The organism is Marinactinospora rubrisoli (assembly GCF_042664915.1).
Lineage (GTDB): Bacteria > Actinomycetota > Actinomycetes > Streptosporangiales > Streptosporangiaceae > Marinitenerispora > Marinitenerispora rubrisoli.
In genome coordinates this window covers 212,343-235,423 of the sequence record NZ_JBHTBH010000007.1, presented here as the reverse complement: position 1 = coordinate 235,423, position 23,081 = coordinate 212,343, and the positions used below count along the sequence as shown (strand labels likewise).

The 23,081-nt window shown below is 72.2% G+C and carries 24 protein-coding genes; 5 read left to right on the top strand and 19 right to left on the bottom strand.

The genetic code is table 11. The features are described from left to right. Nucleotides 1-40: 40 nt before the first annotated feature. The 6 genes from ACFQRF_RS16310 to ACFQRF_RS16285 form a co-directional block, all read right to left on the bottom strand. Entirely contained in the window at nt 41-1,342 is a 1,302-nt protein-coding gene (locus ACFQRF_RS16310; protein ID WP_379871949.1) for an NADH-quinone oxidoreductase subunit D, read from the bottom strand. 34 nt (nt 1,343-1,376) lie between these two features. Then, nucleotides 1,377-2,138, bottom strand: coding sequence for an NADH-quinone oxidoreductase subunit C (locus tag ACFQRF_RS16305; protein WP_379871948.1), 762 nt, complete (start codon nt 2,136-2,138; stop codon nt 1,377-1,379). Next, nucleotides 2,135-2,692, bottom strand: coding sequence for a NuoB/complex I 20 kDa subunit family protein (locus ACFQRF_RS16300; protein WP_379871947.1), 558 nt, complete (start codon nt 2,690-2,692; stop codon nt 2,135-2,137). Before ACFQRF_RS16300 ends, ACFQRF_RS16305 begins: the two co-directional genes overlap by 4 nt. A 72-nt stretch (nt 2,693-2,764) precedes the next feature. Further along, complete coding sequence (locus tag ACFQRF_RS16295) at nt 2,765-3,124, bottom strand: NADH-quinone oxidoreductase subunit A (protein WP_379871946.1); 360 nt, start codon at nt 3,122-3,124, stop codon at nt 2,765-2,767. A gap of 211 nt (nt 3,125-3,335) precedes the next feature. Further along, entirely contained in the window at nt 3,336-4,670 is a 1,335-nt protein-coding gene (locus ACFQRF_RS16290; RefSeq protein ID WP_379871945.1) for a geranylgeranyl reductase family protein, read from the bottom strand. 400 nt (nt 4,671-5,070) lie between these two features. After that, complete coding sequence (locus ACFQRF_RS16285) at nt 5,071-5,781, bottom strand: demethylmenaquinone methyltransferase (RefSeq protein WP_379871944.1); 711 nt, start codon at nt 5,779-5,781, stop codon at nt 5,071-5,073. A 191-nt stretch (nt 5,782-5,972) separates the two neighbouring features. Here ACFQRF_RS16285 and ACFQRF_RS16280 point away from each other — a divergent pair, with 191 nt between their 5' ends. Then, a complete protein-coding gene (locus tag ACFQRF_RS16280; protein ID WP_379871943.1) occupies nt 5,973-7,247 on the top strand; it encodes a delta-60 repeat domain-containing protein in 1,275 nt (424 codons plus the stop codon). A gap of 16 nt (nt 7,248-7,263) precedes the next feature. Here the strand turns inward: ACFQRF_RS16280 and ACFQRF_RS16275 are convergent, their stop codons facing one another. After that, nucleotides 7,264-7,614 carry a DUF4229 domain-containing protein gene (locus ACFQRF_RS16275; RefSeq protein ID WP_379871942.1) on the bottom strand — a complete coding sequence of 117 codons (351 nt, stop codon included), beginning with the start codon at nt 7,612-7,614 and terminating at the stop codon, nt 7,264-7,266. 366 nt (nt 7,615-7,980) lie between these two features. On the opposite strand from ACFQRF_RS16275, the gene ACFQRF_RS16270 reads away from it, so the two are divergent. After that, nucleotides 7,981-8,181 carry a BldC family transcriptional regulator gene (locus ACFQRF_RS16270; protein WP_181874428.1) on the top strand — a complete coding sequence of 67 codons (201 nt, stop codon included), beginning with the start codon at nt 7,981-7,983 and terminating at the stop codon, nt 8,179-8,181. 89 nt (nt 8,182-8,270) lie between these two features. Then, nucleotides 8,271-8,615 (top strand): PLD nuclease N-terminal domain-containing protein, encoded by a 345-nt coding sequence (locus ACFQRF_RS16265; protein WP_379871941.1) that lies wholly within the window; start codon nt 8,271-8,273, stop codon nt 8,613-8,615. A gap of 183 nt (nt 8,616-8,798) precedes the next feature. Here the strand turns inward: ACFQRF_RS16265 and ccsB are convergent, their stop codons facing one another. From ccsB to ACFQRF_RS16210, 11 genes are all read right to left on the bottom strand, one after another. Beyond that, nucleotides 8,799-9,803, bottom strand: coding sequence for a c-type cytochrome biogenesis protein CcsB (gene ccsB / locus ACFQRF_RS16260; RefSeq protein WP_379871940.1), 1,005 nt, complete (start codon nt 9,801-9,803; stop codon nt 8,799-8,801). A gap of 3 nt (nt 9,804-9,806) precedes the next feature. After that, entirely contained in the window at nt 9,807-11,414 is a 1,608-nt protein-coding gene (gene resB / locus ACFQRF_RS16255; protein WP_379871939.1) for a cytochrome c biogenesis protein ResB, read from the bottom strand. A 2-nt stretch (nt 11,415-11,416) separates the two neighbouring features. Beyond that, nucleotides 11,417-12,226 carry a cytochrome c biogenesis CcdA family protein gene (locus ACFQRF_RS16250; RefSeq protein ID WP_379871938.1) on the bottom strand — a complete coding sequence of 270 codons (810 nt, stop codon included), beginning with the start codon at nt 12,224-12,226 and terminating at the stop codon, nt 11,417-11,419. Beyond that, nucleotides 12,223-12,852 (bottom strand): TlpA family protein disulfide reductase, encoded by a 630-nt coding sequence (locus tag ACFQRF_RS16245; RefSeq protein WP_379871937.1) that lies wholly within the window; start codon nt 12,850-12,852, stop codon nt 12,223-12,225. Before ACFQRF_RS16245 ends, ACFQRF_RS16250 begins: the two co-directional genes overlap by 4 nt. A 347-nt stretch (nt 12,853-13,199) precedes the next feature. Beyond that, nucleotides 13,200-13,403: a helix-turn-helix domain-containing protein gene (locus ACFQRF_RS16240; protein ID WP_114400174.1), complete on the bottom strand. Its 204-nt coding sequence runs from the start codon at nt 13,401-13,403 to the stop codon at nt 13,200-13,202. 257 nt (nt 13,404-13,660) lie between these two features. Next, a complete protein-coding gene (locus tag ACFQRF_RS16235; protein ID WP_379871936.1) occupies nt 13,661-14,458 on the bottom strand; it encodes a phosphatase in 798 nt (265 codons plus the stop codon). A 122-nt stretch (nt 14,459-14,580) separates the two neighbouring features. Beyond that, entirely contained in the window at nt 14,581-15,759 is a 1,179-nt protein-coding gene (locus ACFQRF_RS16230; RefSeq protein ID WP_379871935.1) for an acetoin utilization protein AcuC, read from the bottom strand. 216 nt (nt 15,760-15,975) lie between these two features. Then, the gene (gene proC, locus ACFQRF_RS16225; RefSeq protein WP_379871934.1) at nt 15,976-16,767 is read right to left on the bottom strand and encodes a pyrroline-5-carboxylate reductase; all 792 of its coding nucleotides are present in this window, start codon (nt 16,765-16,767) and stop codon (nt 15,976-15,978) included. Between the two features lie 104 nt (nt 16,768-16,871). Continuing rightward, nucleotides 16,872-17,735: a proline dehydrogenase family protein gene (locus ACFQRF_RS16220; RefSeq protein ID WP_379871933.1), complete on the bottom strand. Its 864-nt coding sequence runs from the start codon at nt 17,733-17,735 to the stop codon at nt 16,872-16,874. A gap of 8 nt (nt 17,736-17,743) precedes the next feature. Beyond that, nucleotides 17,744-18,361, bottom strand: coding sequence for a TetR/AcrR family transcriptional regulator (locus ACFQRF_RS16215; protein ID WP_379871932.1), 618 nt, complete (start codon nt 18,359-18,361; stop codon nt 17,744-17,746). 11 nt (nt 18,362-18,372) lie between these two features. After that, the gene (locus ACFQRF_RS16210) at nt 18,373-19,302 is read right to left on the bottom strand and encodes a sugar phosphate isomerase/epimerase family protein (protein ID WP_379871931.1); all 930 of its coding nucleotides are present in this window, start codon (nt 19,300-19,302) and stop codon (nt 18,373-18,375) included. A gap of 149 nt (nt 19,303-19,451) precedes the next feature. On the opposite strand from ACFQRF_RS16210, the gene ACFQRF_RS16205 reads away from it, so the two are divergent. After that, nucleotides 19,452-20,069: a class I SAM-dependent methyltransferase gene (locus tag ACFQRF_RS16205; RefSeq protein WP_379872094.1), complete on the top strand. Its 618-nt coding sequence runs from the start codon at nt 19,452-19,454 to the stop codon at nt 20,067-20,069. Between the two features lie 319 nt (nt 20,070-20,388). On the opposite strand, the gene ACFQRF_RS16200 is transcribed toward ACFQRF_RS16205, so the two are convergent. Next, complete coding sequence (locus ACFQRF_RS16200; RefSeq protein WP_379871930.1) at nt 20,389-21,294, bottom strand: SGNH/GDSL hydrolase family protein; 906 nt, start codon at nt 21,292-21,294, stop codon at nt 20,389-20,391. Between the two features lie 380 nt (nt 21,295-21,674). On the opposite strand from ACFQRF_RS16200, the gene radA reads away from it, so the two are divergent. After that, nucleotides 21,675-23,054, top strand: coding sequence for a DNA repair protein RadA (radA, locus tag ACFQRF_RS16195; protein WP_379871929.1), 1,380 nt, complete (start codon nt 21,675-21,677; stop codon nt 23,052-23,054). Nucleotides 23,055-23,081: the final 27 nt, after the last annotated feature.

Here is a 23,081-nt window from a genome sequence, read left to right as displayed (position 1 = left end):
GCTCCTGCCTGTTCGCTGCTGCTGTCGCGGGCCGTCCCGGTCACCGGTCCACCCCGCCCATGACCGGGTCGATGCTGGCCACGGCGGCGACGACGTCGGCCACCGTCCCGCCCTCGCACATGGCCGCCACCGCCTGCAGGTGCGTGAACGACGGGTCCCGGAAGTGCACGCGGTACGGCCTCGGGCCGCCGTCGCTCACGGCGAGGCAGCCCAGTTCGCCCTTGGCGCTCTCGATCGCCGCGTACGCCTGGCCCGGCGGCACCCGGAATCCCTCGGTCACCAGCTTGAAGTGGTGGATGAGCGCCTCCATGGAGGTGCCCATGATGTGGGCGATGTGGTCCGGGGAGTTGCCCAGCCCGTCGGGTCCGATGGCGAGCTGGGCCGGCCAGCCGATCTTGGCGTCGTCGACCATCACCGGGCCGGGCGCGAGCCGGTCCAGGCACTGCTCGACGATCCGCAGGCTCTGCTCCATCTCGGCGATGCGGACCCGGTAACGCGCGTACACGTCGCAGCCGTCGGAGACGGGGATGTCGAACTCGTAGTTCTCGTAGCCGCAGTACGGCTTGGCCTTGCGCAGGTCCCAGGCGAGCCCGGCCGCGCGCAGCATGGGGCCGGTCACCCCCAGCGCCATGCACCCGGCGAGATCGAGGTGGGCGACGTCGCGGGTCCGGCGCAGGTAGATGGGGTTGGCGTCCAGCAGCTTGCGCATGACGGTGAGGCGCTTGGGCATCTCCGCGAGGAACTCCCGGATCTTGCCCACCGCCCCGGCCGGCAGGTCCTGCGCCACGCCGCCCGGCCGGACGTAGGCGTGGTTCATCCGCAGGCCGGTGATCATCTCGAACAGGTCGAGGACGAGCTCCCGTTCCCGGAAGCCGTTCGTCATGATCGTGGTGGCGCCGAGCTCCATGCCGAACGTCGCCATGGCGACGAGGTGGGAGGAGATCCGGTTCAGCTCCATCATCAGCACCCGGATGACGTTGGCGCGCTCCGGAATGCGGTCGGTGATGTCGAGCAGCCGCTCCACCGCGAGGCAGTACGCCGTCTCGTTGAAGATCGGCATGAGGTAGTCCATGCGGGTGACGAACGTGGTGCCCTGCGTCCACGTGCGGTATTCGAGGTTCTTCTCGATACCGGTGTGCAGGTAGCCGATGCCCACGCGGGCCTCGGTCACCGTCTCGCCGTCCAGGGTCAGGATCAACCGCAGGACGCCGTGCGTGGACGGGTGCTGCGGACCCATGTTCACGACGAGGCGCTCGGCACCGCCGCGCTGGGCGGCGGCGACGGCTTCGTCCCAGTCTCCGCCGGAAACATCGACATAGACGTCGCCTGAGGTGGTGCTCACGGTCGCGCTCCCCTCCCCTCTCGAACGTCGCTGGTCACGCGTACGACCTCCGCTCGTCCGGCGGCGGGATCTTCGCGCCGCGGTACTCCACCGGAACCCCGCCCAGCGGGTAGTCCTTGCGCTGCGGGTGTCCCTGCCAGTCGTCCGGCATCTGGATCCGGGTGAGGGCCGGGTGGCCGTCGAAGACGATGCCGAAGAAGTCCCACGCCTCGCGCTCGTGCCAGTTGTTCGTGGGGTACACGTCCACGATCGAGGGGATGTGCGGGTCGGCGTCGGGGCAGCTCACCTCCAGCCGGAGTTCCCGGTTGTGGGTGATCGACCGCATCTCGTAGACGGCGTGCAGTTCCCGGCCGGTGTCGCCGGGGTAGTGCACACCGGCGACGCCGAGGCACAGCTCGTACCGGAGCGCCGGGTCGTCTCGCAGTCGGCGCGCGACGGCGCCCAGGTGCTCACGGCGAATGTGCAGGGTCAGTTCGCCGTGGTGCACCACGACGCGCTCGACCGCGTCGCCGAATGCGAGACCGTCCTCCTTGAGCGCGTGCTCCAGACCGTCGGCGACCTCGTCGAACGCCGCGGTCCGCGGGTCGTCAGAGTCGCTGAAGGGCCGCTCGCCGCCCAGCGGCACCGACCGGCGGACCAGCAGGCCGCCGTACCCCGAGGTGTCGCCACTGGTCTTGGCGCCGAACATCCCGCGGCGGGCCACGGGGGAACTGAGACGTTCCTCACCCGCTCGAACGGGCAGTTCTTCCTTCTCGTCCAGGTTAGGCTTACCTTGGCGGTTGTCGACGGGGCTCATGGGGTCGCCCCCTCGCTCTGCTGGATCAGCGGGAGAGTGCGCAGGCCGCGCCGCTCGTTCTCCTCGATCTCACGCACCCGGTGCGCTCCGAGCTTGGTGTTCTGGACCTTGTCGTGCAGCTTGAGCACGGCATCGAGCAGCATCTCGGGACGCGGCGGGCACCCCGGGAGGTAGATGTCCACAGGAACGATGTGATCGACGCCCTGGACGATGGCGTAGTTGTTGAACATGCCACCGCTGGAGGCGCAGACGCCCATGGCGATCACCCACTTCGGCTCCGACATCTGGTCGTAGATCTGCCGCAGGACGGGCGCCATCTTCTGGCTGACCCGGCCCGCGACGATCATCAGATCGGCCTGGCGCGGAGTGGCCGAGAACCGCTCCATGCCGAAGCGGGCGATGTCGTAGCGCGGTCCGCCGGCCGACATCATCTCGATGGCGCAGCAGGCCAGCCCGAACGTCGCCGGCCACATGGACGTCTTGCGGACCAGACCGACGACCTGCTCCACCGTGGTGAGCAGAAATCCGCTCGGCAGCTTCTCCTCAAGTCCCATGGGGCGTACCCCCTTTCCGGTTGTCCGTGTCCGGTCTCGAAGTCCATGGGCGCGTCCGTGCCGCGCCGTCCGTCACTCCCATTCGAGCCCCCCGCGACGCCACTCGTAGGCGTAGGCGATGGAGACGTTGACGAGGAACAGCACCATCGCGACCAGGCCGAAGACGCCGAGCGCGTCGAGGTGCACCGCCCACGGCACCAGGAAGATCACCTCGATGTCGAAGACGATGAAGAGCATCGCCGTCAGGTAGTACTTGACGGTGAAGCGGCCGCCGCCGACGGGCTGTGGGGTCGGTTCGATGCCGCACTCATAGGACTGCAGCTTGGCGCGGTTATACCGCTTGGGCCCGATCAGCGACCCGACCACCATCGACACGACGACGAACGCCGCGCCGATGCCGCCGAGCACGAATATGGGTGCGTACAGCTCCATCGCTAGCCGTTCCCCTCCTCATCACGGGCGGGCGCGCGCGGCGACGGGGTCGAGTCGCCGTCGGTCACGCCCATGAGCACGGCGATGCCACCCCTTGTGATCGCTTTCACGAGCGGGGTCGGCCGTCTGCGCGGACTCGGTGTGGCTGACATGGTCGGTGTTCCTTGGGGTCTGCGGGGTCTGTGCGGGGTCGTGGGGTCCCGGAACGCGCCTAGGCCGCCGGCGCCATCCTGGACAGACCGTTGATCACCCGGTCCATCGCGTCTCCTCGGCTCGGTTCGGTGAGGTTCGCCAGGAGCTTCAGCGTGAAGCGCATCAGCAGCGGCTGCGGGAGGCCGTACTTGGTGGCGTACTTCATGAAATGCGGATTGCCGATCATCTTCACGAAGTACCTGCCGAGCGTGTAGTACCCGCCGTAGGTGTCGCGCAGGATGCGGGGGTAGGCGAGCAGGGCACGCTCGCGGGCCTGCGCGGTCGGCCGGGCCACCGCCTGGGCGATGACGTCGGCCGCCACCTGGCCGGCCTCCATCGCATAGGCGATGCCCTCGCCGTTGAACGGGTTGACCATGCCCCCGGAGTCGCCGACCAGCAGCAGGCCGCGCGCATAGTGCGGCGTCCGGTTGAAGCCCATGGGCAGCGCGGCCCCACGGATCTGCCCGCGCTGGTTCTCCTCGGTGAAGCCCCACTCCTCGGGCATGCTGCCGGTCCAGCGGCGCAGCAGCCGCCGGTAGTCGACGTCCTGGAACGCCGCGGTGGAGTTGAGGATGCCCAGCCCGACGTTGCTGGTGCCATCGCCCACGCCGAAGACCCAGCCGTATCCGGGCAGCAGCACCTCGCGTCCGGTGCTGGAATCCCACAGCTCCAGCCAGGACTCCAGGTAGTCGTCCTCGTGCCGTGGGCTGGTGAAGTAGGTGCGGACCGCGACGCCCATCGGGCGGTCGTCCCGCTTGCGGATGCCCATGGCCACCGAGAGCCGCGAGGAATTGCCGTCGGCCGCGACGACGAGCGGAGCGCGGAAGCTCACGTGCTCGCCGTCGGAGTTCTTGGCGCGGACGCCGACGATGCGGTTACTGCGCTCGTCGATGATCGGGCCGGTGACGTTGGTGCGCTCCAGCAGCCGGGCTCCGGATTTCACCGCGTGCTCGGCCAGGATCTGGTCGAAGTCCATGCGGGTGCGCACGAGCCCGAAGTCGGGGTACTCCGACAGCTCAGGCCACGGCAGTTCCAGGCGCACCCCGCCGCCGATGATGCGCAGGCCGCGGTTGCGCAGCCAGCGTCCGCCCTGGCCTCCCGGCGACGCCGCCGCGTCGTCCAGGGAGATCCCCATCGCGATGAGCTGACGCACGGCGCGTGGCGTGAGGCCATCACCGCACACCTTCTCGCGCGGGAACGCGGTCTTCTCCAGCAGCAGCACGTCGACGCCCGCCTGGGCGAGGTGGTGGGCCACCGTCGAGCCGGCCGGGCCCGCACCGACGACGATGACGTCGGCCTCGTGCTGGGGGCGTTCTCTGTCGACAGACGTTGCGGTCGGCGCTGTCTCGCTCACGAGTGGTCCTGACTGGCTCGGCGCGGCCGCGCACGGAGTGTGCGCTGTGGTGGCTGTGTCGGGTCTGGGTCCGGTGTCGGCAAACGGCTCGTACGCTTGTGAAGTGCTTCACAAGCCCCTGTGATCCGCAGTGTAGACCTTTCCGCTGCTGCGGGCGACCCCCCACCGCCGCCCGCGGCGAACGCGGCCGTCCGCAACGCCGCGGTGCAACGCCCGTTACGCAGGGGATTCCCGGGACCACCGCCCCGAATGTCCGATTACCACATCGGACAACCTTTCTGGGGGCTCCCCGTCCTGTCCGGGGGCGTCCCGACCGGAAAAGCGCACGTCGCGCCGTTTGCCGGATCCCCCGGCCGCCGTCGAGCCGCGCGGTCCGCGGCACGGCGGCGGCCGGATGTGGTCAGGAGGCCCGGACCCCGCGGTGCAGCGCCACCACGCCGAGCGTGAGATTGCGCCAGGCGACCCGCGACCATCCGGCGTCCTGCAGCATCCGGGCCAGCGTCGCCTGGTCCGGCCAGGCCTCGATGGACTCGGAAAGGTACTCGTAGGCGGCGGACCGGCCGGTGATGCGCCGCGCGATCAGCGGCAGCGCGCCCATGAGGTAGTGGCCGTACAGCCGGTCCAGCGCGGCGACCGGGATGTGGCTGAACTCGCACACCACGAGCCGGCCGCCGGTCTTGGTCACCCGCCGCAGCTCGCGCAGCGCCTGCGCGGTGTCGGCCACGTTGCGCAGCCCGAAGGAGATGGTGACGGCGTCGAACGTCTCGTCGGCGAAGGGCAGCCGCAACGCGTCGCCGGCGACCAGCGTGACGCCCCGGCGGGAAGCTCCACCGCGGCGCTGCGCCCCGACCCGCAGCATCCCCAGGGAGAAGTCACAGGCGATGACCCGCGCACCGCGCGCAGTGAAGGACTCCGAGGAGGTCCCCGTGCCGGCCGCGAGGTCGAGCACCAGCTCTCCGCTGTACGCGTCGACCGCGTTCACCGCCGCCCGCCGCCACAGCCGGTCCTGGCCGAGGGAGAGCACGTCGTTGGCGAGGTCGTAGCGCGCCGCGATGTCGTCGAACATCGCCGCGACGTCACCGGGGTTCTTGTCGAGTTCCGCACGGGTCATGGCGTCCAGCGTAGGGGCTGCCCGGCGGCCGGCGTGCGACGACCCGGCCCTGGTGGGCGCGGACTCTCCAACGCGCCCGGCGCGCAAGATCGTCACGGAACGCGATCATCATTACGATGAGTGACGATCGTTCAGGGGGTCGCGGCCGGGCGCGTCCGGCCGTCCCCGAATCCGTTCTCTGGAGGCCGCACGTGCCCCGCTCCCGCCGCGTCCCAGCCGCCCTCCTGGCGGCCCTCCTGCTGCCCACCGTGCTCTCCGCACCGCCCGCGCGGGCCGCGGACCGGCACCCCTCGGTGGTGAGCGGCCGGCCGGCGCCCTGGACCCCGCACGTACTGGACGGCACGGTGCGCGCCATCGCCGAGGTCGGCGGGACCGTGGTGGTCGGCGGCGACTTCTCCCGGGTGACCGCCGCCGACGGGGGCGCCACCCTGCGGCGCGACAACCTCTTCGCCTTCGAGCGCGGTACCGGGCGGATCAGTTCCGCGTTCGCGCCCGGCCTGGACGGCGAGGTGCTGTCGCTGGCGCCCGGCCCGGACGGCACCGTCTACGTGGGTGGCCGGTTCCGCGCGGTCGACGGCGAGCGGCAGTCCGGCATCACCCGGCTGTCGGTCGCGGACGGCGCGCGGATCCCGGAGTTCACCGCCACCCTGGACGGCGGCTGGGCCGGCCGGGTGGTCGAGCACGCCGGCCGGTTGTACGTGGGCGGCCGGTTCTCCTCCGTCAACGGCGTGCGCCGCACCGCGGTGGCCCGCCTCGACGCCGGCACGGGGGCCGTCGACCCGGATTTCGACATCACCCTCTCCCACGCCAGGTCCGGCCCGGTGCGCCTGCAGGACCTGGCGCTCAGCCCGGACGGCCGCCGGCTGGTCGTGAACGGCACGTTCACCGTCGCCGATGGGCGGCGGCGCTACCAGATCGCCGTGATCGACACCTCGGACCGGGTGGCACGGCTCTCCCCGTGGTCCACCGAGGCCTTCACCGCCGCGTGCGACCACCCCGACATGCACACCTACCTGCGTCAGATGGACTTCGCACCGGACGGTTCGTACTTCGTGGTGGTGACCACCGGCGGGCCCGATCCCGCACGGGGACTGTGCAAGACCGCCACCCGCTGGGAGGCGACCGATCGCCCGGACGCCCGGCCCACGTGGGCCAACCACACCGGGGGCGACTCGCTGTACTCGGTGGCGGTGACCGGCGCGGCGGTCTACGTGGGCGGGCACCAGCGCTGGCTGAACAACGAGCACGCGCACAAGGAGCAAGGGCCCGGCGCGGTCGAGCGCCGCGGTATCGGGGCGCTCGACCCGGTCACCGGCCGGGCGCTGCCCTGGAACCCCGGGCGCGTCCGCGGGATCGGGGTGGAGGCGCTGACGGCCACCGCGGACGGCCTCTACGTCGGCAGCGACACCGAGGACCTCGCCGGCGAGTACCGCGGGCGGCTCGGCATGTTCCCGCTCGCGCCCTGACGGGCCGGCCGCTCTCTCAGAACCGGTCGGTCCGCTCGGACCGGCCCGCCGCCGGCTCCTGCGGCGCGGCACCCTCGGCCGTGCGCGGGGACGCCCCGGACGGCTCGGCCGCCTCCTGGAGGTGGTCCTCCTTACCGGATGCCTCGTCGATCCGCGCGCCCATGTCGCGAATTCGCGCCAGCCCCGCCACGACGGTCTGCGACATCGCGTCGCGCTGTTTCGAGAGCAGCACGTAACTGATCATGCCGCTGACCAGCAACGCCAGGGCGATGGCGAGAAAACCGCGCGCGCCGAGCAGGTACAGCACGCCGAAGGCGACCGCGAACAACAGAAGGCGGGACGCGGTGTAGGCGATGACGCTGCGCATGAAACTGCCTCACAACGGACGACTCGGCGAACTACATTGGACCCCTGGGAGGCGCCGGCGCCCGCGCCGGAGGCTCCCGCGGCCGGCGGCGACGCCATACTCCCCTCACCCCAGGGTACGGGGCGGATCCGGACCCGCCGCACCGGCCCGGCGCTCCCCCGCGCGGCGGGCTGACGACCGGCGGCGCGATCGCCGGACAAGGCGTTATCCGGGCGACCGATTTGCTGATTACGTTCCGATCACATGTGACACGGTCGCCGACCCTCCGGCCTATTTTTACGAAAACTAGGGAGGAAACGGACTAACTCGTGCACACTAGGGGACCAAACGCCCGCTCCTTTTCCATGGCGGGCCCGAAGGGGGATTGTGAAGGTGGAACGAGGAAGCGAACGCTTGCTGACCCCAGGAGAGGTTGCTTCCCTCTTCAGGGTCGATCCCAAGACCGTGACCCGATGGGCCGCCTCGGGGCGGATCAGCAGTATCCGTACCCCCGGCGGACACCGCCGGTTCCGTGAGTCCGAAGTCCGCGCACTACTGCACGGAGAGACCAGCGAACCCACGCGGTGACCGGTTGCGGACAGGCGGCGTGGCGACCCGCCCGACGCGTGTCGGCCGACGTCGATCGCCACGTCGGCCGCAACGGATAGGCTGGCCACATGGTGTGGCTCGGTGCGCTTATCACGCTGGTCTCTATCGTGCTCTGGGTGTACGCGTTCTTCGACGCGCTCACCAGTCCCGCCGAGGAAGTCCGCAACCTGCCCAAAATCCTGTGGCTGATCATCATCGTGGTCTTCATGCTGGTCGGCCCATTGCTCTGGCTGTTTCTCGGCCGCCCGCGTGCCCCGTCCGTGGAAATGTCCGCCGACCCGGCCATGGCGGCCGCGGCCGACGAGACGGAGGCTGACGGCCCGCACCCCTCGGAGACCCAGCGCCCCCTCGGCCCCGACGACGACCCGGAGTTCCTGCGGCGGCTCGACAAGCGCATCAACCCCGAGGAGTAGCGGGCGCCACCGGGAGAACGGCCATGCCGCCGGCGCCCTCCCCCGCCGGCGGGCACGGCGCTACGTCACGGAGACACCCCACGGCGGCTCTCACCGCCCGCCGGCCCACGCGGGCCGGTAGGAACGCGAACGGCCCCTTCCCCGGAAGCGGAGAAGGGGCCGTCGCCGTTCGGACGCGGGCCGTCAGGCGTAGGAGTGCAGCCCGCTGAACAGATAGTTCACCGCAAAGAAGTTGAACATCAGGCAGGCGAAGCCCACGATGCCGATCCACGCGGCCTTGCGGCCACGCCACCCGGCCGTGGCCCGGGCGTGCAGGTAGGCGGCGTACACCACCCAGGTGATGAACGACCACACCTCCTTGGGGTCCCAGCCCCAGAAACGCCCCCACGCCTCGTCGGCCCACACGGCACCGGCGATGATGGCGAAGGTCCACAACGGGAACGACAGCACGATGAAACGGTGCGAGACCCGGTCCAGCAGCTCGGAACTGGGCAGCTTCGCGGCCACCCCGGTGACCGTCTCGCCGCGCGCCCGCCGGTCCTCGGTGTGCTTGGCCACCAGGTAGGTGATGGCGGCCGAACCGGAGACCAGGAAGCCGCCGGTGGCGATGATGGCGGCGGAGACGTGGATCGCGATCCAGTACGAGTGCAGCGCCGGGATGACCGGCCCCGCCTCGGTGTACAGCCACTTGGCCGCGATCCCGAGCAGCAGGATCACCGGCACGAGGACGAACGTGCCGAGGAAGCGGGCCCGGTAGCGGAACGCTGCGTACAGGAACGCGGCCACCGTGCACAGGCAGATGGCGACCACGAACTCGAACATGTTGCCCCAGGGCCACCGGTCCGCGGCGAGCCCACGGGTGACGATCTGCCCCGCGTTCATGAGGAAGCCGAGCACCGTGACACCGATCGCGACGGTGCCGAGAACGTGCCGGGACGCGCTGGTCTCCGGCTGCTCGGTCCGTACGTTCACCGTGATGTCGTCGTCGCCGGCCCCCGCTCCCGCCGCGCCGACCCCGGCCGGCGCCAGGCGGTTCGACCGCAGGGTCTGCCGCCGTCCGTAGGCCGCTTCGATCGCGAAGAAGAACAGCGCGACCGCGTAGGTCACGATCATGGCGATGATCAGCACGTCGCTGATCGAGGCCATCCCCTGGTCGACGGCCGCCTCCGCGGCCAGCGCGTTCACCACCGCTTACCCCTTTTCGGTGCCGGTGTCGGAAGCGGGCCGCGCCCGCAGCTTGTCCCTGAGTCGAAGGCTGAGTTCGTGGAACTCCACGGTCGAGCCCGCCCCCTCGGTCTTGTCCAGGCCGCCGATCTCGACCACGGTACGCCCGTCCTCGCCCGGCCGGGCACGGACCCAGACACGGCGCGGGCGCACGAACAGCGTGCACAGCAGGCCGAGCACCGCCGTGGCCGCCGACACCAGCGCGGGCAGCCGGCCGGGGTCGCTGTTCACCTGCATGCTGATGTAGTCGCGGTAGCCGGTGAAGGTGATCGTGCCCGCGCCGTCGGGCAGCTCCCAGGAGTCGCCCGGCCGCATCTCCTCGGACGCGCCCAGCTCCGTCATCTGGTTCGTGTAGAGCTGGTACACGGACTGCGGGTCGCCGCTGTCCAGCCCGAGGTCACCGGCGTAGGCCCGCAGCGTGACCACCGGGTCGCGGGGCGCCGGGAAGTCGGAGGTGAGCGCGCCGTCGGCGGTGCGGGCCGCCGAGGGCACGAAGACCCCGATGAAGCCCAGCTGCTCGGGCGCCGCGTCGGGGGCCTTGATCACGCCGTCGGAGGTGAACGTGGCCTCCTCGCGGGCCAGGAACGGCACGGCCTGGTCGAAGACCACGTTGCCGTCCCCGTCGGTGACCTCGAACTCGGGTGCGTAGCCGTGCCCGAGCAGGTACACCTGCGCGCCGTCCACCGAGAGCGGGTGATTGACCTCGAGCGTGTGCCGCTGCTCCGGCGCGTCCGGACCGGCACGGTAGGTCAGCTCGGCGGAGAAGGAGGCGGCCTGTCCGCTCAGCGAGCCGCCCTCGATGAAGGTGGCCTCGAAGTCGTCCACCGTGAACGAGAACGGCTGCAGATCGGAGGCGTCCACGGAGGTGCCCGGCGTGAACGCGTCGTAGGACGGCAGCGTGTTGGCGAAGCCGTCGCCCTCGATCACCAGCATGTTCCCGCGGTAGCCGAGGAACGAGCCGACACCGAGTGAGATCAGCAGGGCCAGCAGTGCCAGGTGGAACAGCAGGTTGCCGGACTCGCGCAGGTACCCCTTCTCGGCGGCGACGGAGTCCTCCGCGGTGTCGGTGCGGTAGCCGCGGAGCAGGGTGCGCGCCTCGGCCAGCACGGTCTCGGGCGCGGCGGCGGTGCGGAAGGTCGCCGAGTAGGGCAGCCGGGTGAGATTGCGCGGGGTGCGGGGCGGCCGGGCCCGCATGGCGCGGTAGTGGGCCGCCGCGCGGGGCAGCACGCAGCCGGTCAGCGAGACGAAGAGCAGCAGGTAGATGGCCGCGTACCACGGCGAGGAGTAGACGTCGAACAGGTAGAACCGGTCCAGCCACGGCGCGAGGTCCGGGTGCTCCAGGAAGTAGTTCTGCACCTGCTCGGTGCTGACCGAGTGCTGCGGGAGCACCGACCCGGGGATCGCGCCCACCGCCAGCAGGAACAGCAGGATCAGCGCGGTGCGCATCGACGTCAGGATGCGCCACGCCCAGCGCGCCCAGCCGAGCGGCGAGAGCGCCGGCGGAGCGCTCGTCGGCGGGGTCCCCGGGCTCGTGCCGCCGGAGGCGTCGGGAGCGGTCTGCTTGGGTGCGTTCACTGCTAAATCACCGTCTGGAAGTTGGCGGTCCAGCCCTGCATGACGGCCGTGAGGTCGGTCCAGACGCCGGTCACCAGGAGCAGGCCGATCAGCACGAGCATGGCGCCGCCGACCATGGTGACGGCCCGGTAGTGCCGCTTCACCCAGCCGAAAGCGCCCAGCGCCCGGCGGTAGGCCAGCGCCGCGGCGACGAACGGCAGGCCGAGCCCGGCGCAGTACGCCAGCGAGAGGAGCGCGCCCCGGCCGGCGCTGCCCTCGGTGAACGCCAGCGTCTGCACGGCCCCCAGCGTCGGGCCGATGCACGGCGTCCAGCCGAGACCGAACAGCACGCCCAGCATGGGCGCCCCGGCCAGCCCGGCGACCGGCGTGCGGTGCAGCCGGAACTCCCGGGTGAACCCGGGGATGACGCCCATGAAGGCCAGCCCGAGCACGATGGTGAGCACACCGAGCACCCGGCTGATGACATCGGCGTAGTCGAGGAAGAGCCCGCCGACCCCGCCGACGAACACGCCCACGGAGACGAAGACCAGGCTGAACCCGGCGACGAAGAGCAGGCTGCCGGCCAGCATCGACCAGCGGCGGGTGGCCAGGACGTCGTCCACGGTGGCCGTCCGGGCGGCCGATCCCTCCGGGGCGGCCTGCGCGGCCCGGCGGTGCGCGGCGATGTCGGCGCCGGACATCCCGGTGACGTAGGAGAGGTAACCGGGCACCAGGGGCAGCACGCAGGGCGACAGGAAGGACACCAGGCCGGCCAGGAGCGCGAGCGGCACGGCGAGCAGCAGCGAGCCCGCGGCGATGGTCTCGGCGATCACGACGAACCAGCGTCCTCGCCGGCGCCTTCGGCGAGGACCGGATCGACCAGTTCCGTCAGCCCGTTGTAGTTGGTGGCGCCGATGACGCGGGCCGCGATGCGCCCCTCCCGGTCGATCACCAGGGTGCTCGGGATGGACTGCGGCGGCACGGTGTCGCGGAACGCCTGCGACACCTGGCCAGGCTGGTCGTACAGGCTGGGGTAGCCGACCTCATTGTTCCGCTCGAACGCCTGGGCGGCGGTCAGATTGTCCTTGATGTTGACGCCGAGGAATTCCAGGCCGGCGTCCCGGTTCTCCTGGTACACCTGTTCCAGCACCGGGGTCTCGGCGCGGCACGGCGCGCACCAGCTCGCCCAGAAGTTGAGGACGAGGACGTCGCCGCGGTAGTCGTCGATGCTGACCGGCGTGCCGTCGAGCGTTTCGCCGCTGACCTCGGGCGCCTCCTGCCGCTCGTCGGGCGCGAAGGCGGTGGCCGACCCGTCGCCTTCGACGTAGCGGTTGTCGGAGCTTCCGGTCTGGGCGTCCACGCCGCCCGCGCAGCCGGCGAGCGCGGCGGTCGCCACGAGGGCGGCCGCGGCGCGCAGCAGCAGCGTGCGCGGTCGGGCGCCGGGCGTGGAACTGGGCATCGTGGCCAACCTCGGGACGGCGGTGTGCGGGGCGGACCGTCAGGCACCCAGCCGGACTGGGAACAACCCGGGAACACGGTCATCGACGACACAGTGTAGTAGACGACCCGCGCCACGCCGCAGGCCCCCGCCCTTGCGCATCCCGTTGGCCACCCGCCGTTCCAAGGGGGCCGGCCCGGGCGGCCACGGGCCGAGGCGGCGGGAGCTCCGCCGTCACCGCGTCAGGGGGCGGCGACGCCGTTCCGGCCGGCCGTGCCCCGGCGTTCGGGCCCGCACGACTCGCCGGCACCCGTAGGGCGATGGACGGCTGCACTCGCACCGCCCCGCGGGTGACGCTCCGCTGTGTCTCAGCCGGCCTCCACGAACGCCTCGCGGAGGTAGTCGTGAACGGCGCGTTCCGGCACCCGGTAGGAACGCCCCACGCGGATCGCGGGGAGAACTCCCGAGTGGACCATTCGGTAGACGGTCATCTTGGAGACCCGCATGATCGTCGCGACCTCGGCCACCGTCAGAAACCTGACCTCGTCCAGAGGAGCCTTGCTGCCGCTCATCTTCCGCCGCCCTCATTTCCGGACGTGAACGTTCTCGTCCCTGCCCTGTCGGCCATCGCGCTGGACCCCGCGCGGCCGGGCGCGCCCGGCCGGCACTCCGCCACCGCGCTGGTGTGTCACTCGGTAACTGCTGACACGTCCGGTTTCAGCGTAAATCCGGGTGCAGAGCATTGAAAGGCCGTTTTTGCTGTCTCTGCAGCTACATGAGGGACGCGGGTCGTGTGAGGTTTAGGGGGTGGGTATATACGGACGCGCTCTCAGGTGAGCCCGGCCCGCCACAGCACGTAGTCGACCAGCGGCTGATAGTCGTCGGCGGTGTATCCGTCGTCGAGAGGCACGCTGGCGTGCAGCTTCCCCTCGTGCTCCGCCACGAAGAGCGCCGGGTCGTTGCTGTCGGCGAACCCCAGGGTTGGAATTCCGGCTTCGCCGGCGGCGCCCGCGAAGCCATGATCAGCGATGACCAGCTGCGGCCACGGCTCGCCGGCCGCCCGCAGCTCCGTGAGCACCGCCTGCATCGCGAAGGGGTGGTGGCTGTGCCGCGGGCTCTCGCCGTCCGTCACCAGACCGACGCCGTCCCGCCAGACGAGTTCACGCCGGTGCGGCGGGAACTCGCCGTCCACCTCGTAGGTGTGTCCCCCGGCCGCCGTCACCACGACGCAGCCCCGATCCGCCAGCGCGGCCGCCCAGCGCGCGTAGCTCTCCAGCAGGTTCCGGGGGTGACCGGTCGCGAACATCACCCGCTCCCGCCGGGCCGCGGCCTGCGCCATCCGGTCCGCCACCGCCTCCAGCGCGTCCACCGTGCGATCCGGGTCGATGGTGTCGATGCCCCACTCGTAGCCGGGGTCGGCCACCACTCCGCAGCGCTTGGACATCAGCCCGAGGACGTCATCGAACGTCCAGTCCTGTGCGGGGTCGAGCCCGAGCAGGTAGTAGGGGTCGCCTTCGGCGAGACGCCGGTAGTGCTTGAGGTTGTTCTGACGGGGTGTGTTGACCTGACCGGCGATTCCGGTGTGTACCAGGTGCTCAACGAGTTCCGCGCGGGAGGGCGGCGTCACCGGTGGTTCCCCCTTCTGGGCCGACAAACCGGACGTTCCATGGCATCACACACCGGTGATGTCTGGCCATACCCGGTTCCACGGCGACCGGACCGGGGGCCGCCCGGCCCGAGGTCAGGGGGTCAGAGATTCGGATCGATCCCGTGGCACGGGAACACCGCCTTGCGGGTGGCCTGGATGGCACGGTCGACCGGGTCGTCGGGGTCGAACCCGTCCTCGAAGGGCACGTACTCGGGCCGGCGCCCGTCGGTCATGCTCAGCGGGGGGAGGTCCCCCGTGCGCTCACGGACGAACTCCCGCCACGCCTCCGGAGTCTGCAGCTCCGGATCGAGCGGCGCGCCCGCCACCTCGGCCATCAGGTGGCTCCAGGCGCGCGGTACCACCTGGACGAGCTCGTAGCCGCCCCCGCCGAGCACCACCCAGCGCCCGGCCGCGGTCTCCTTGGCCAGCTGGTGCAGCGCCTGGTAGGTGCGTCGCTGGCCGTCCAGGCTCAGCACGAGGTTGGCGAGCGGGTCGAGCGCGTGGGTGTCGCAGCCGTGCTGGGTGACCAGCACCTCCGGCTGGAACTCACGCAGCAGCGGCGGCACCACCGCGTGGAAGGCGCGCAGCCACATCGGATCGTTGGTGCCCGCGGGCAGCGCCACGTTCACCGCGTAGCCCTCGGCGTGCGGCCCGCCGATCTCGTCGGCGCGGCCGGTGCCGGGGAAGAGCGTCAGCGGCGACTCGTGCAGGCTGATGGTGAGCACCCGCGGGTCGTCGTAGAACATCGTCTGCACGCCGTCGCCGTGGTGCACATCGACGTCGACGTAGGCGACGCGCTTCGCGCCCTGTTCCAGCAGCCACGCGATCGCCAGGGCGGCATCGTTGTACACGCAGAACCCCCAGGCGTGCCCCGGCATGGCGTGGTGCAGCCCGCCGGAGATGTTGACCGCGTGCTCGCTCTCCCCGTTCCACACGGCCCGCGCCGCCGCCACCGACGCCCCCGAGACCAGCGCGGCGGCGTCGTGCATCCGGGGGAACACCGGGTTGTCGGAGGTGCCCAGCGAGTAGGGGTCGTCGGGTTCCAGGGTCGTCCCGGCCCGCTTGACCGCCTCGATGTAGCCGGCGTCGTGGACCAGCTTCAGCAGTTCGTCATCGGCCGGCTCGACCGGGATGAAGGAGACGTTCGGCGCGTCGAACACACCGAGCTCCCGGGAGAGCGCCATGGTGAGCTCCACCCGGACCGGAGCCATGGGATGCTGCGGCCCGAAGTTGTAGGAGGTCAGCTTCTCGTCCCATGCCACTCGAAGCGAGCAGCCCATGCGCCCTCCCGGCTGACGATGACGTGGTCTCCCGCACACAGTAGCCAACGCGCGGTGCCGACACGGCCCGGACGGTGACTTTACCTCTGCAAACGGGTGTATCCCGTCATCCGCCCGAATCCCGACACCGGCGGCGGGGTCCGCCCCGCCGGGCCGAGTACGGCGGGGAGCCGCCCGGCCGGCGCGCACGTCCGCGGACCGGCGGCCCGGCAGGGGTCACCCCTCGGCGAGCTGCCGGCTGCGGTCGTGCGCGGCTTCGACCGCGTCGGTGAAGGCGGCGCGCACCCCGTGACGGTCGAGTTCGCGCAGGGCGGCGGCCGTGGTGCCGCCCGGGGAGGTGACCGCCTCGCGCAGCACCGCGGGGTGCTCGCCCTCCCGCAGCATCGCGGCCGCGCCGGTGGCGGTCTGCACGGCGAGGCGGTGCGCGGTGTCGCGGGGCAGGCCGAGCAGGACACCGGCCTCCACCAGCGACTCCACCACGTAGTAGAAGTACGCCGGGCCGCTGCCGGACAGGGCCGTGACGGCGTCCAGGTGGCGCTCGGGGACCCGCACCACTTCACCGACCGAGCGGAGCAGCTCCTCGGCGCGGTCCAGGTGCTCCGCGGCGGCGTGCCGGCCCCCGGCGACGGCGGTCATACCGGCTCCGACCAGCGCGGGGGCGTTGGGCATGGCCCGGACCACGGCGACGTCACCGGGCAGGTACTTCTCGATGACGGCGGTGGTCACCCCGGCGGCGACCGAGATCACCAGGCGGTCGGCGGCCAGCACCGGGGCCAGGTCGTCGAGCAGCGCCAGCATGTCCTGCGGCTTGATCGCCAGCAGCACGGTGTCGGCCCGGGTGACGGCCTCGGCCGCGTCCACGACCTCGACGCCGTGGCGTCGGCGCAGCTCCTCCGCGTGCCCGGCGCGGGGTTCGGTGACCAGCACCTCGTCCGGGGCGTGCCCGCGGCCGAGCAGTCCCGCCAGCAGCGCCTCGCCCATCCTGCCGGCCCCGATGATCGCGATCATGTCGTCCTTCTCCCGCTCTGCACGCCGTCCACGCTGTTCACAACGGTAGCGGGCCGCCGGACCCCGCACACCGGCGATGGGCGCGGCGCTGTGCGGCCCCCGCTTCAGCCCGCGATCCGGCGCGGCGGCCCGAGGCCCGCACGGCCGATGAGAACGCGGACCCGCACGCGTGCGCCCCGCGCGCGGAGCCGGTACAGGTGGACCGGCCGCACACCGTGCGGCAGCTCGTACTCCAAGCCGCCGGAGGAGCGTTCGTGCAGCACGGCGAGCGTGCCGGCGATCTCGATCAGCCGCGGATCCCGGGTGGCGACCACGAGGGACGCCGGCCCGGGCATCAGCGTCCGCAGGGTCCGCACGAAGGCGAGGTCGGCGGCGTGCCGGCCGGGCACCGGCGGGCGGGGGCGGTCGGCGCCGCGCAGCCGGACGCGGGCGCCCGGCGCCGCCAGGGCGCGCAGGTCGGCCGCGGACGGGCCCGGGTACGGCGGCAAGGTGCCGCCGAGTGCGGGGTGGACGGCACGCACCTCGGCCACCAGACGCGGCGCCGCGGACGCGGGGTTCCCGGGGCCGTCCTCGGCGTCGAGGGTGACCCGCGTCCCCGTCTCGCGGGCGGCCGCGCAGATCCGGGCCAGGTTGTCGGCGGCCAGTGCCCGGCCCTCCGGTCCGAGGCCGAGGCCGAGCGCCCCCGGCCGCAGCAGGACGTCGGCCCGTCCCGCCAGCCCGGCGTCCGCCACCCGGTCCAGCAACCGCAGGCAGTCGCGGGTGTGCTCTTCCGCCTGCTCCGGGTGGCCGGCCGGCGCGGCGATGTACTGCAGTGAACCACCGAACCCCCGCTCGGCGAGCGTGCCGGCCACGCGCACCGCGACGTCGGCCTCGACACCGGCGCCTGACAGCGCCGGAACGCCCCGGGCGTGCGCCCTCAGGGCCCGGACCGCTCCGATCGCGGCCGACGGAGCGCGCAGCGTCACCATGGCGTCCCTCATCCGACCGCGTCCGCCGCGCCGCGCACGCGCCCTCCGCCGGCCGAGGCCAGCACGGCGCGCAGCGCGGGCGCGTACTCGGCCACGATCTCGTCGTGCGCGGCCGAGGCGACCGGCTCGACCGCGATCACGTAGCGCAGCACCAGGAGCCCGATGAGCTGGGACGCGAGCAGTCCGGCCCGCATCGGCGTGACGCCGCCCGACTCCACGGCCCGGTGGGTCACGGCGTCGGTGATGAAGCCGCGCACCATCGTGGCGGCGCGCTCTTGGGTGACGGCGGTCCGGATCAGCGCCAGCATCGCGGCCCGGCTCTCGGGCCGGTCCCACGCCTCCAGCAGCGCCCGGATCGCGTTCTCGGCGCGGGCGCCGTCGTCGGTGGTGTCCGCCATGACCGACCGGAGCAGTTCGCCGGGGTCGTAGGGCAGCCGCATGGCGGCGACGAAGATCTGCTGCTTCGCGCCGAAGTAGTGGTGCACCAGCGCGGGATCGACTCCGGCCTGACGGGCGATGCCCCGGATGGTCGCTCCGTCGTACCCCTTCTCGCCGAACTGTTCCCGGGCCGCCGCCAGGATCGCCTCCCGGGTTCCCGACGCGCCCGGCCGCCGCCCTCGTGCCACCTGCGCTCCGCTCAGTCGTCCTCGACGGTGCCGTCCGTCCCCACCGCGAAGACGCGGGCCGGCTCGTCGCCCGGCCGGCGGCGCATGGCGATGCGCTCGCGGCGGTCCACGCGGGACGTCCCGCCGTGCCCGTCCCCACCGACGCCGACGAAGTGCAGCCGGGTGAAGGCGAGCGCCTCGGCGAGGTCGAGTTCGCGGGCCTGGCGGTCGGCCGCCTTGCGGGTGTTGACCTCCAGCACGATCTGACGGTCGTAGCCGCTGCCGGCCAGGTGCTCCAGCACCTCGGCACAGGGCTGGCCGCCGCGGCCCGGGATCAGGTGCTCGTCGAAGTTCTGACCGCCGACACCGTCGGCCAGGTGCACGTGGGAGAGCCGGTCGCCCAGCCGCTTGGCCATGTCCATGGCGTCGGAGCGGGACATCGCGGTGTGGGACAGATCGAGGGTGACGTCGGGGTAGTCGCGGTCGAGGGGGTTCCAGCTCGGCGAGTACGGGACCACCGTCCTGCCGCGCACGTGCACCGGGTACATGTTCTCGACGGCGAACACGACATCGGTCTCGTCGTGCATGCGCTCGATGCCGATCTCGAAGTCCCGGGCGTAGTCGCGCTGCCAGCGGAACGCCGGGTGCACCACGATCGTCTTGGCGCCCAGTGCCTCGGCCATCGCCTTGGAGCGGACCAGCTTCTCCCACGGGTCCCGGCCCCACACCCGCTGGGTGAAGATCAGGCACGGCGAGTGCACCGCCAGGATGGGGATCTGGTGGTAGTCCGACAGCCGGCGCAGCATGTCGACGTCCTGGCTGACGGGATCGGTCGAGACCAGGACCTCGACGCCGTCGTAGCCGAGCTTCGCGGCGATCTCGAAGGCCGCGGGGGTCTTCTCCGGGTACACCGACGCCGTCGAGAGTACGACGGGCGCGTCCGGAACCTGGATTGCGCTCACTCCATCAACCCTATGCGTTATGGGTGCGAATTGGCTCGCACGGTGCTGACATCGCTAATCTCGCCGAGGTGAACACGGCACTGTCGGGGGCGATTCCCAGCCCGAACATCTGGCGGAACCCGCAGGTTTATGAGTTGGAGAACGCCGCCGTGGATCCGGACGGTGTCATCGAGTCCGCCATGCGCGGCATCCGCGCCTGGGACGGCGCACACGTGCTCGACATCGGGTGCGGGACCGGTTTCCATCTGCCCGGGTTCGCCGCCCGGGCCGCCCGCGTCACGGGGGTCGAGCCGCACCGCGGGCTCGCCGCCGCGGCCCGCGCGCGGACGCGCGAACTCGGCAACGTCACCGTCCACCAGGGCGTCGCCCAGCGGCTTCCGGTGCCGGACGCCTCGGTCGAGGTGGCCCACGCCCGCTGGGCCTACTTCTTCGGGCCCGGCTGCGAACCGGGGCTCGCCGAGCTGCGGCGGGTGCTGCGCCGCGGCGGGGTCGCGTTCGTCATCGACAACGACGCGACGCGCAGCACCTTCGGCGGCTGGTTCCGCCGTTTCCTCCCACAGTACGACCCGGACGCGGTCGAGCGGTTCTGGGCGGCGCACGGTTTCCGCCGGGAGCCGCTGACCATGCGCTGGCTGTTCCGGAGCCGCGCCGATTTCGAGGCGGTGCTGCGGATCGAGTTCCCGGCGGCGCTCGCCGCGGAGATCGGCGCGGGGCATGCCGGTCTGGAGGTGGACTACGCCGTCAACCTCTGGTGGCGCGAGTACTGAGCGCACGGCCGGCCGTCGGGCGGCTCATCGGAGTCCGCGGCGGCCTCGGCCGGCCGGTGTCGCGGGGTTCGGCGACGGCGCGTCGGCGGTCAGGGCGCCGACTGCGGGCGCGCCGCCGACCGTCCGGGTCGGCAGCGCATGGTCGGGGCTGGGCATCGTGGGTTCCTCGTCTCACTGGTGCGGGCGCCGCGGACCGGCGCCCGCGGGTCCGCGACCCGGAACCCTCGATGCGTCCCGGGTCGCCAGTGAGACCCGTGCGGCGAACGTTCGGTTCCCGGAGAACCGGGCGCCGCGCGTTCGAAGGTGCGGCCGGGCCGCCTCAGATGTCCTGCCGCTGGGCGGTGCCACCCCCGAGCGCCGCGACGACGCGCTCGCCGACGGCCGCCATTCCGGCGGCGTTGGGGTGCACCGGCGCGGCGGGCTGGGACGGGAAGATGCCCTCGACCCACTTGGCGCCGCTGCCCGCGCACATGTCGTGTCCCCGCTCGAAGACGTCGACGAAGACGGCGCCGGCGTCGGCCGCCTCCTTGGCCAGCATCGCGTTGAGCTGGGTCTGCGCGCGGTCGATGTAGCCCACGTCCTGCCGCGCGACCGGGACGGTGGGCCAGCACCCGGTGCTCTCCGGCAGGACCTGGAGGTAGCCGACGACCACCACGGTGGCGTTCGGGCTGCGTTCCCGGATGCCGGCGAGGACCCCGTCGACCTTGGCGGCGGTCTCGTCCAGCCGGTCCGCGAGTTCGTCACGGCCGTCGGCGGTGTAGTGGCGGCGGCACGGATCGCCCACGGGGTTGGTGACGCTGAGGGTGGCGCACTTGACGAGGATCTCGCCGTAGCCGAAGTCGTTGCCGCCGATGCCCACGGTCACCAGCGTGGTGTCGGGGGTGAGCGCGTCGAACTGCGGGTCGTTGCGGGTGCCGAGCGCCAGCGACTGGGGGGTGGTCATGTGCTCGGTGGTGGCGCCCGAGCAGCTCACGTCGACGAACTCCCCGGCCCCGATGGCCTCGGCCACGAGGTTGGGGTAGTTCTGGCGGGAGCGCAGGCAGAACACCGGGTTGCCGTACTGGCCGGGGATCAGCGGTCCGGCGGTGAAGGAGTCGCCGAGCGCCACGTAGCGGTCGGCGAGCCCGGGCTCGGCCGCGTGGGCCGGTGCGGCGGTGAGGGCCAGCGCACCGGCGAGCCCGAGAGCGGCGGCGACGGTGGCACGGACGGTCGAGAGAGACGGCACGCGTTCCTCCTGGGGGAGTGCGGGACGAACCGGTGAGACGAAGGTCACCCTTGCGGGTCGGTCACGGCAATGCGGGCGGCCGATAGCGGCCAAACCATCGAAACCCAGCCCCGACACTTGACGCGTCGGTAACCATACGCAGTGTAATCGCCATCATGCGGTCCTGTCCCGGGTGTCCACGGCTTTCTCGGCGTCCTTCCTGTTCCGCGCGCCGGGTCCCCGGCACCGACGCGGCGCCGCGCCCGCCATGACTGCGGACCGTACCCGCCGGTCCCCTCCTCCGCCGCGCCGCCCCGCGAGGTCCGTTCGCGCCACCGGCCCGGCCGACGCGCCCTGTGCACGACGCTCCGCCTGTCCCCGGCGACCGCTAGCGTGCAGGCATGGCGAAGGCTGCGAAGACCACGTTCCGCTGCGCCGAGTGCGGCTGGACCACCCTGAAATGGGTCGGCCGCTGCGGCGAGTGCCAGGCATGGGGCACGGTCGAGGAGGTCGGTGCGGCGGCGCCGGGCGGCATCGCCCCCGCCAAGGTCAGCTCACCGGCCCGCCCCATCGCCGAGATCGACGTCGAGACCGCCCACGCGGTCCCCTCCGGCCTCGACGAGCTCGACCGCGTGCTGGGCGGCGGGCTGGTCCCCGGCGGTGTACTGCTGCTGGCGGGCGAGCCCGGGGTGGGCAAGTCGACCCTGCTGCTGGAGGTCGCCGCCCTATGCGCCGACTCCGCCCCGGTCCTCTACGTCACCGGTGAGGAGTCCGCGGGGCAGGTCCGGCTGCGCGCCGAACGCCTGGGCGCACTGGCGCCGAAGCTGTACCTGGCCGCCGAGACCTCCATCGCGTCGCTGATCAGCCACGTCGACGACGTCGCGCCCCGGCTGCTGATCGTCGACTCCGTGCAGACCATGAGCGCGCCCGACGTCCCCGGCGTCCCCGGCGGCGTCACGCAGGTCCGCGAGGTCGCCGGCGCCCTCATCCGGCTGGCCAAGGAACGGGGCATCGCCACCGTGCTGGTCGGCCACGTCACCAAGGACGGCTCCATCGCCGGCCCGCGCATGCTGGAGCACCTGGTCGACGTCGTGCTGCAGTTCGAGGGCGACCGCCATTCCCGGCTGCGCATGCTGCGCTCGGTGAAGAACCGGTACGGCCCCACCGACGAGATCGGCTGCTTCGAGCTCACCGACTCCGGCATCATCGGGCTGCCCGACCCCAGCGGGCTGTTCCTCACCCGCCGGAATGAACCGGTGCCCGGCACCTGCGTCACCGTCACCGTCGAGGGCCGCCGCCCGCTGATCGCGGAGGTGCAGGCCCTCGTCGCGCCCACGGCGCTGCCGCAGCCCCGGCGCGCCACGTCCGGCCTCGACCACGCGCGGGTCGCCATGCTCATGGCGGTGCTGGAGCGCCGCGCCCAGCTCAAGATCGGCGCCTCGGACGTCTACGCCTCCACGGTCGGCGGCGTCCGGCTGCAGGAGCCCTCGGTGGACCTCGCGCTCGCCCTGGCGCTGGCCAGCTCACACGCCGACCTCGCGCTGCCGCGCGGCCTGGTGGCCCTCGGCGAGGTCGGCCTGGCGGGCGACGTCCGCGCGGTGAGCGGCGTGCAACGGCGGCTGATCGAGGCCCAGCGGCTCGGCTTCACCACAGCCCTCGTCCCCGAGTACAGCGAGGAGCCGGTCGAGGGCATCGAGGCCGTGGGAGTGGCCGACCTGGGCGAGGCGCTCCGGATCGCGCTGCCGGCCAGACGCCGCCAGCGCGGCACCCGGGACGACTGACCGCCCTCGCGGCCCCGGCCGCCCGCT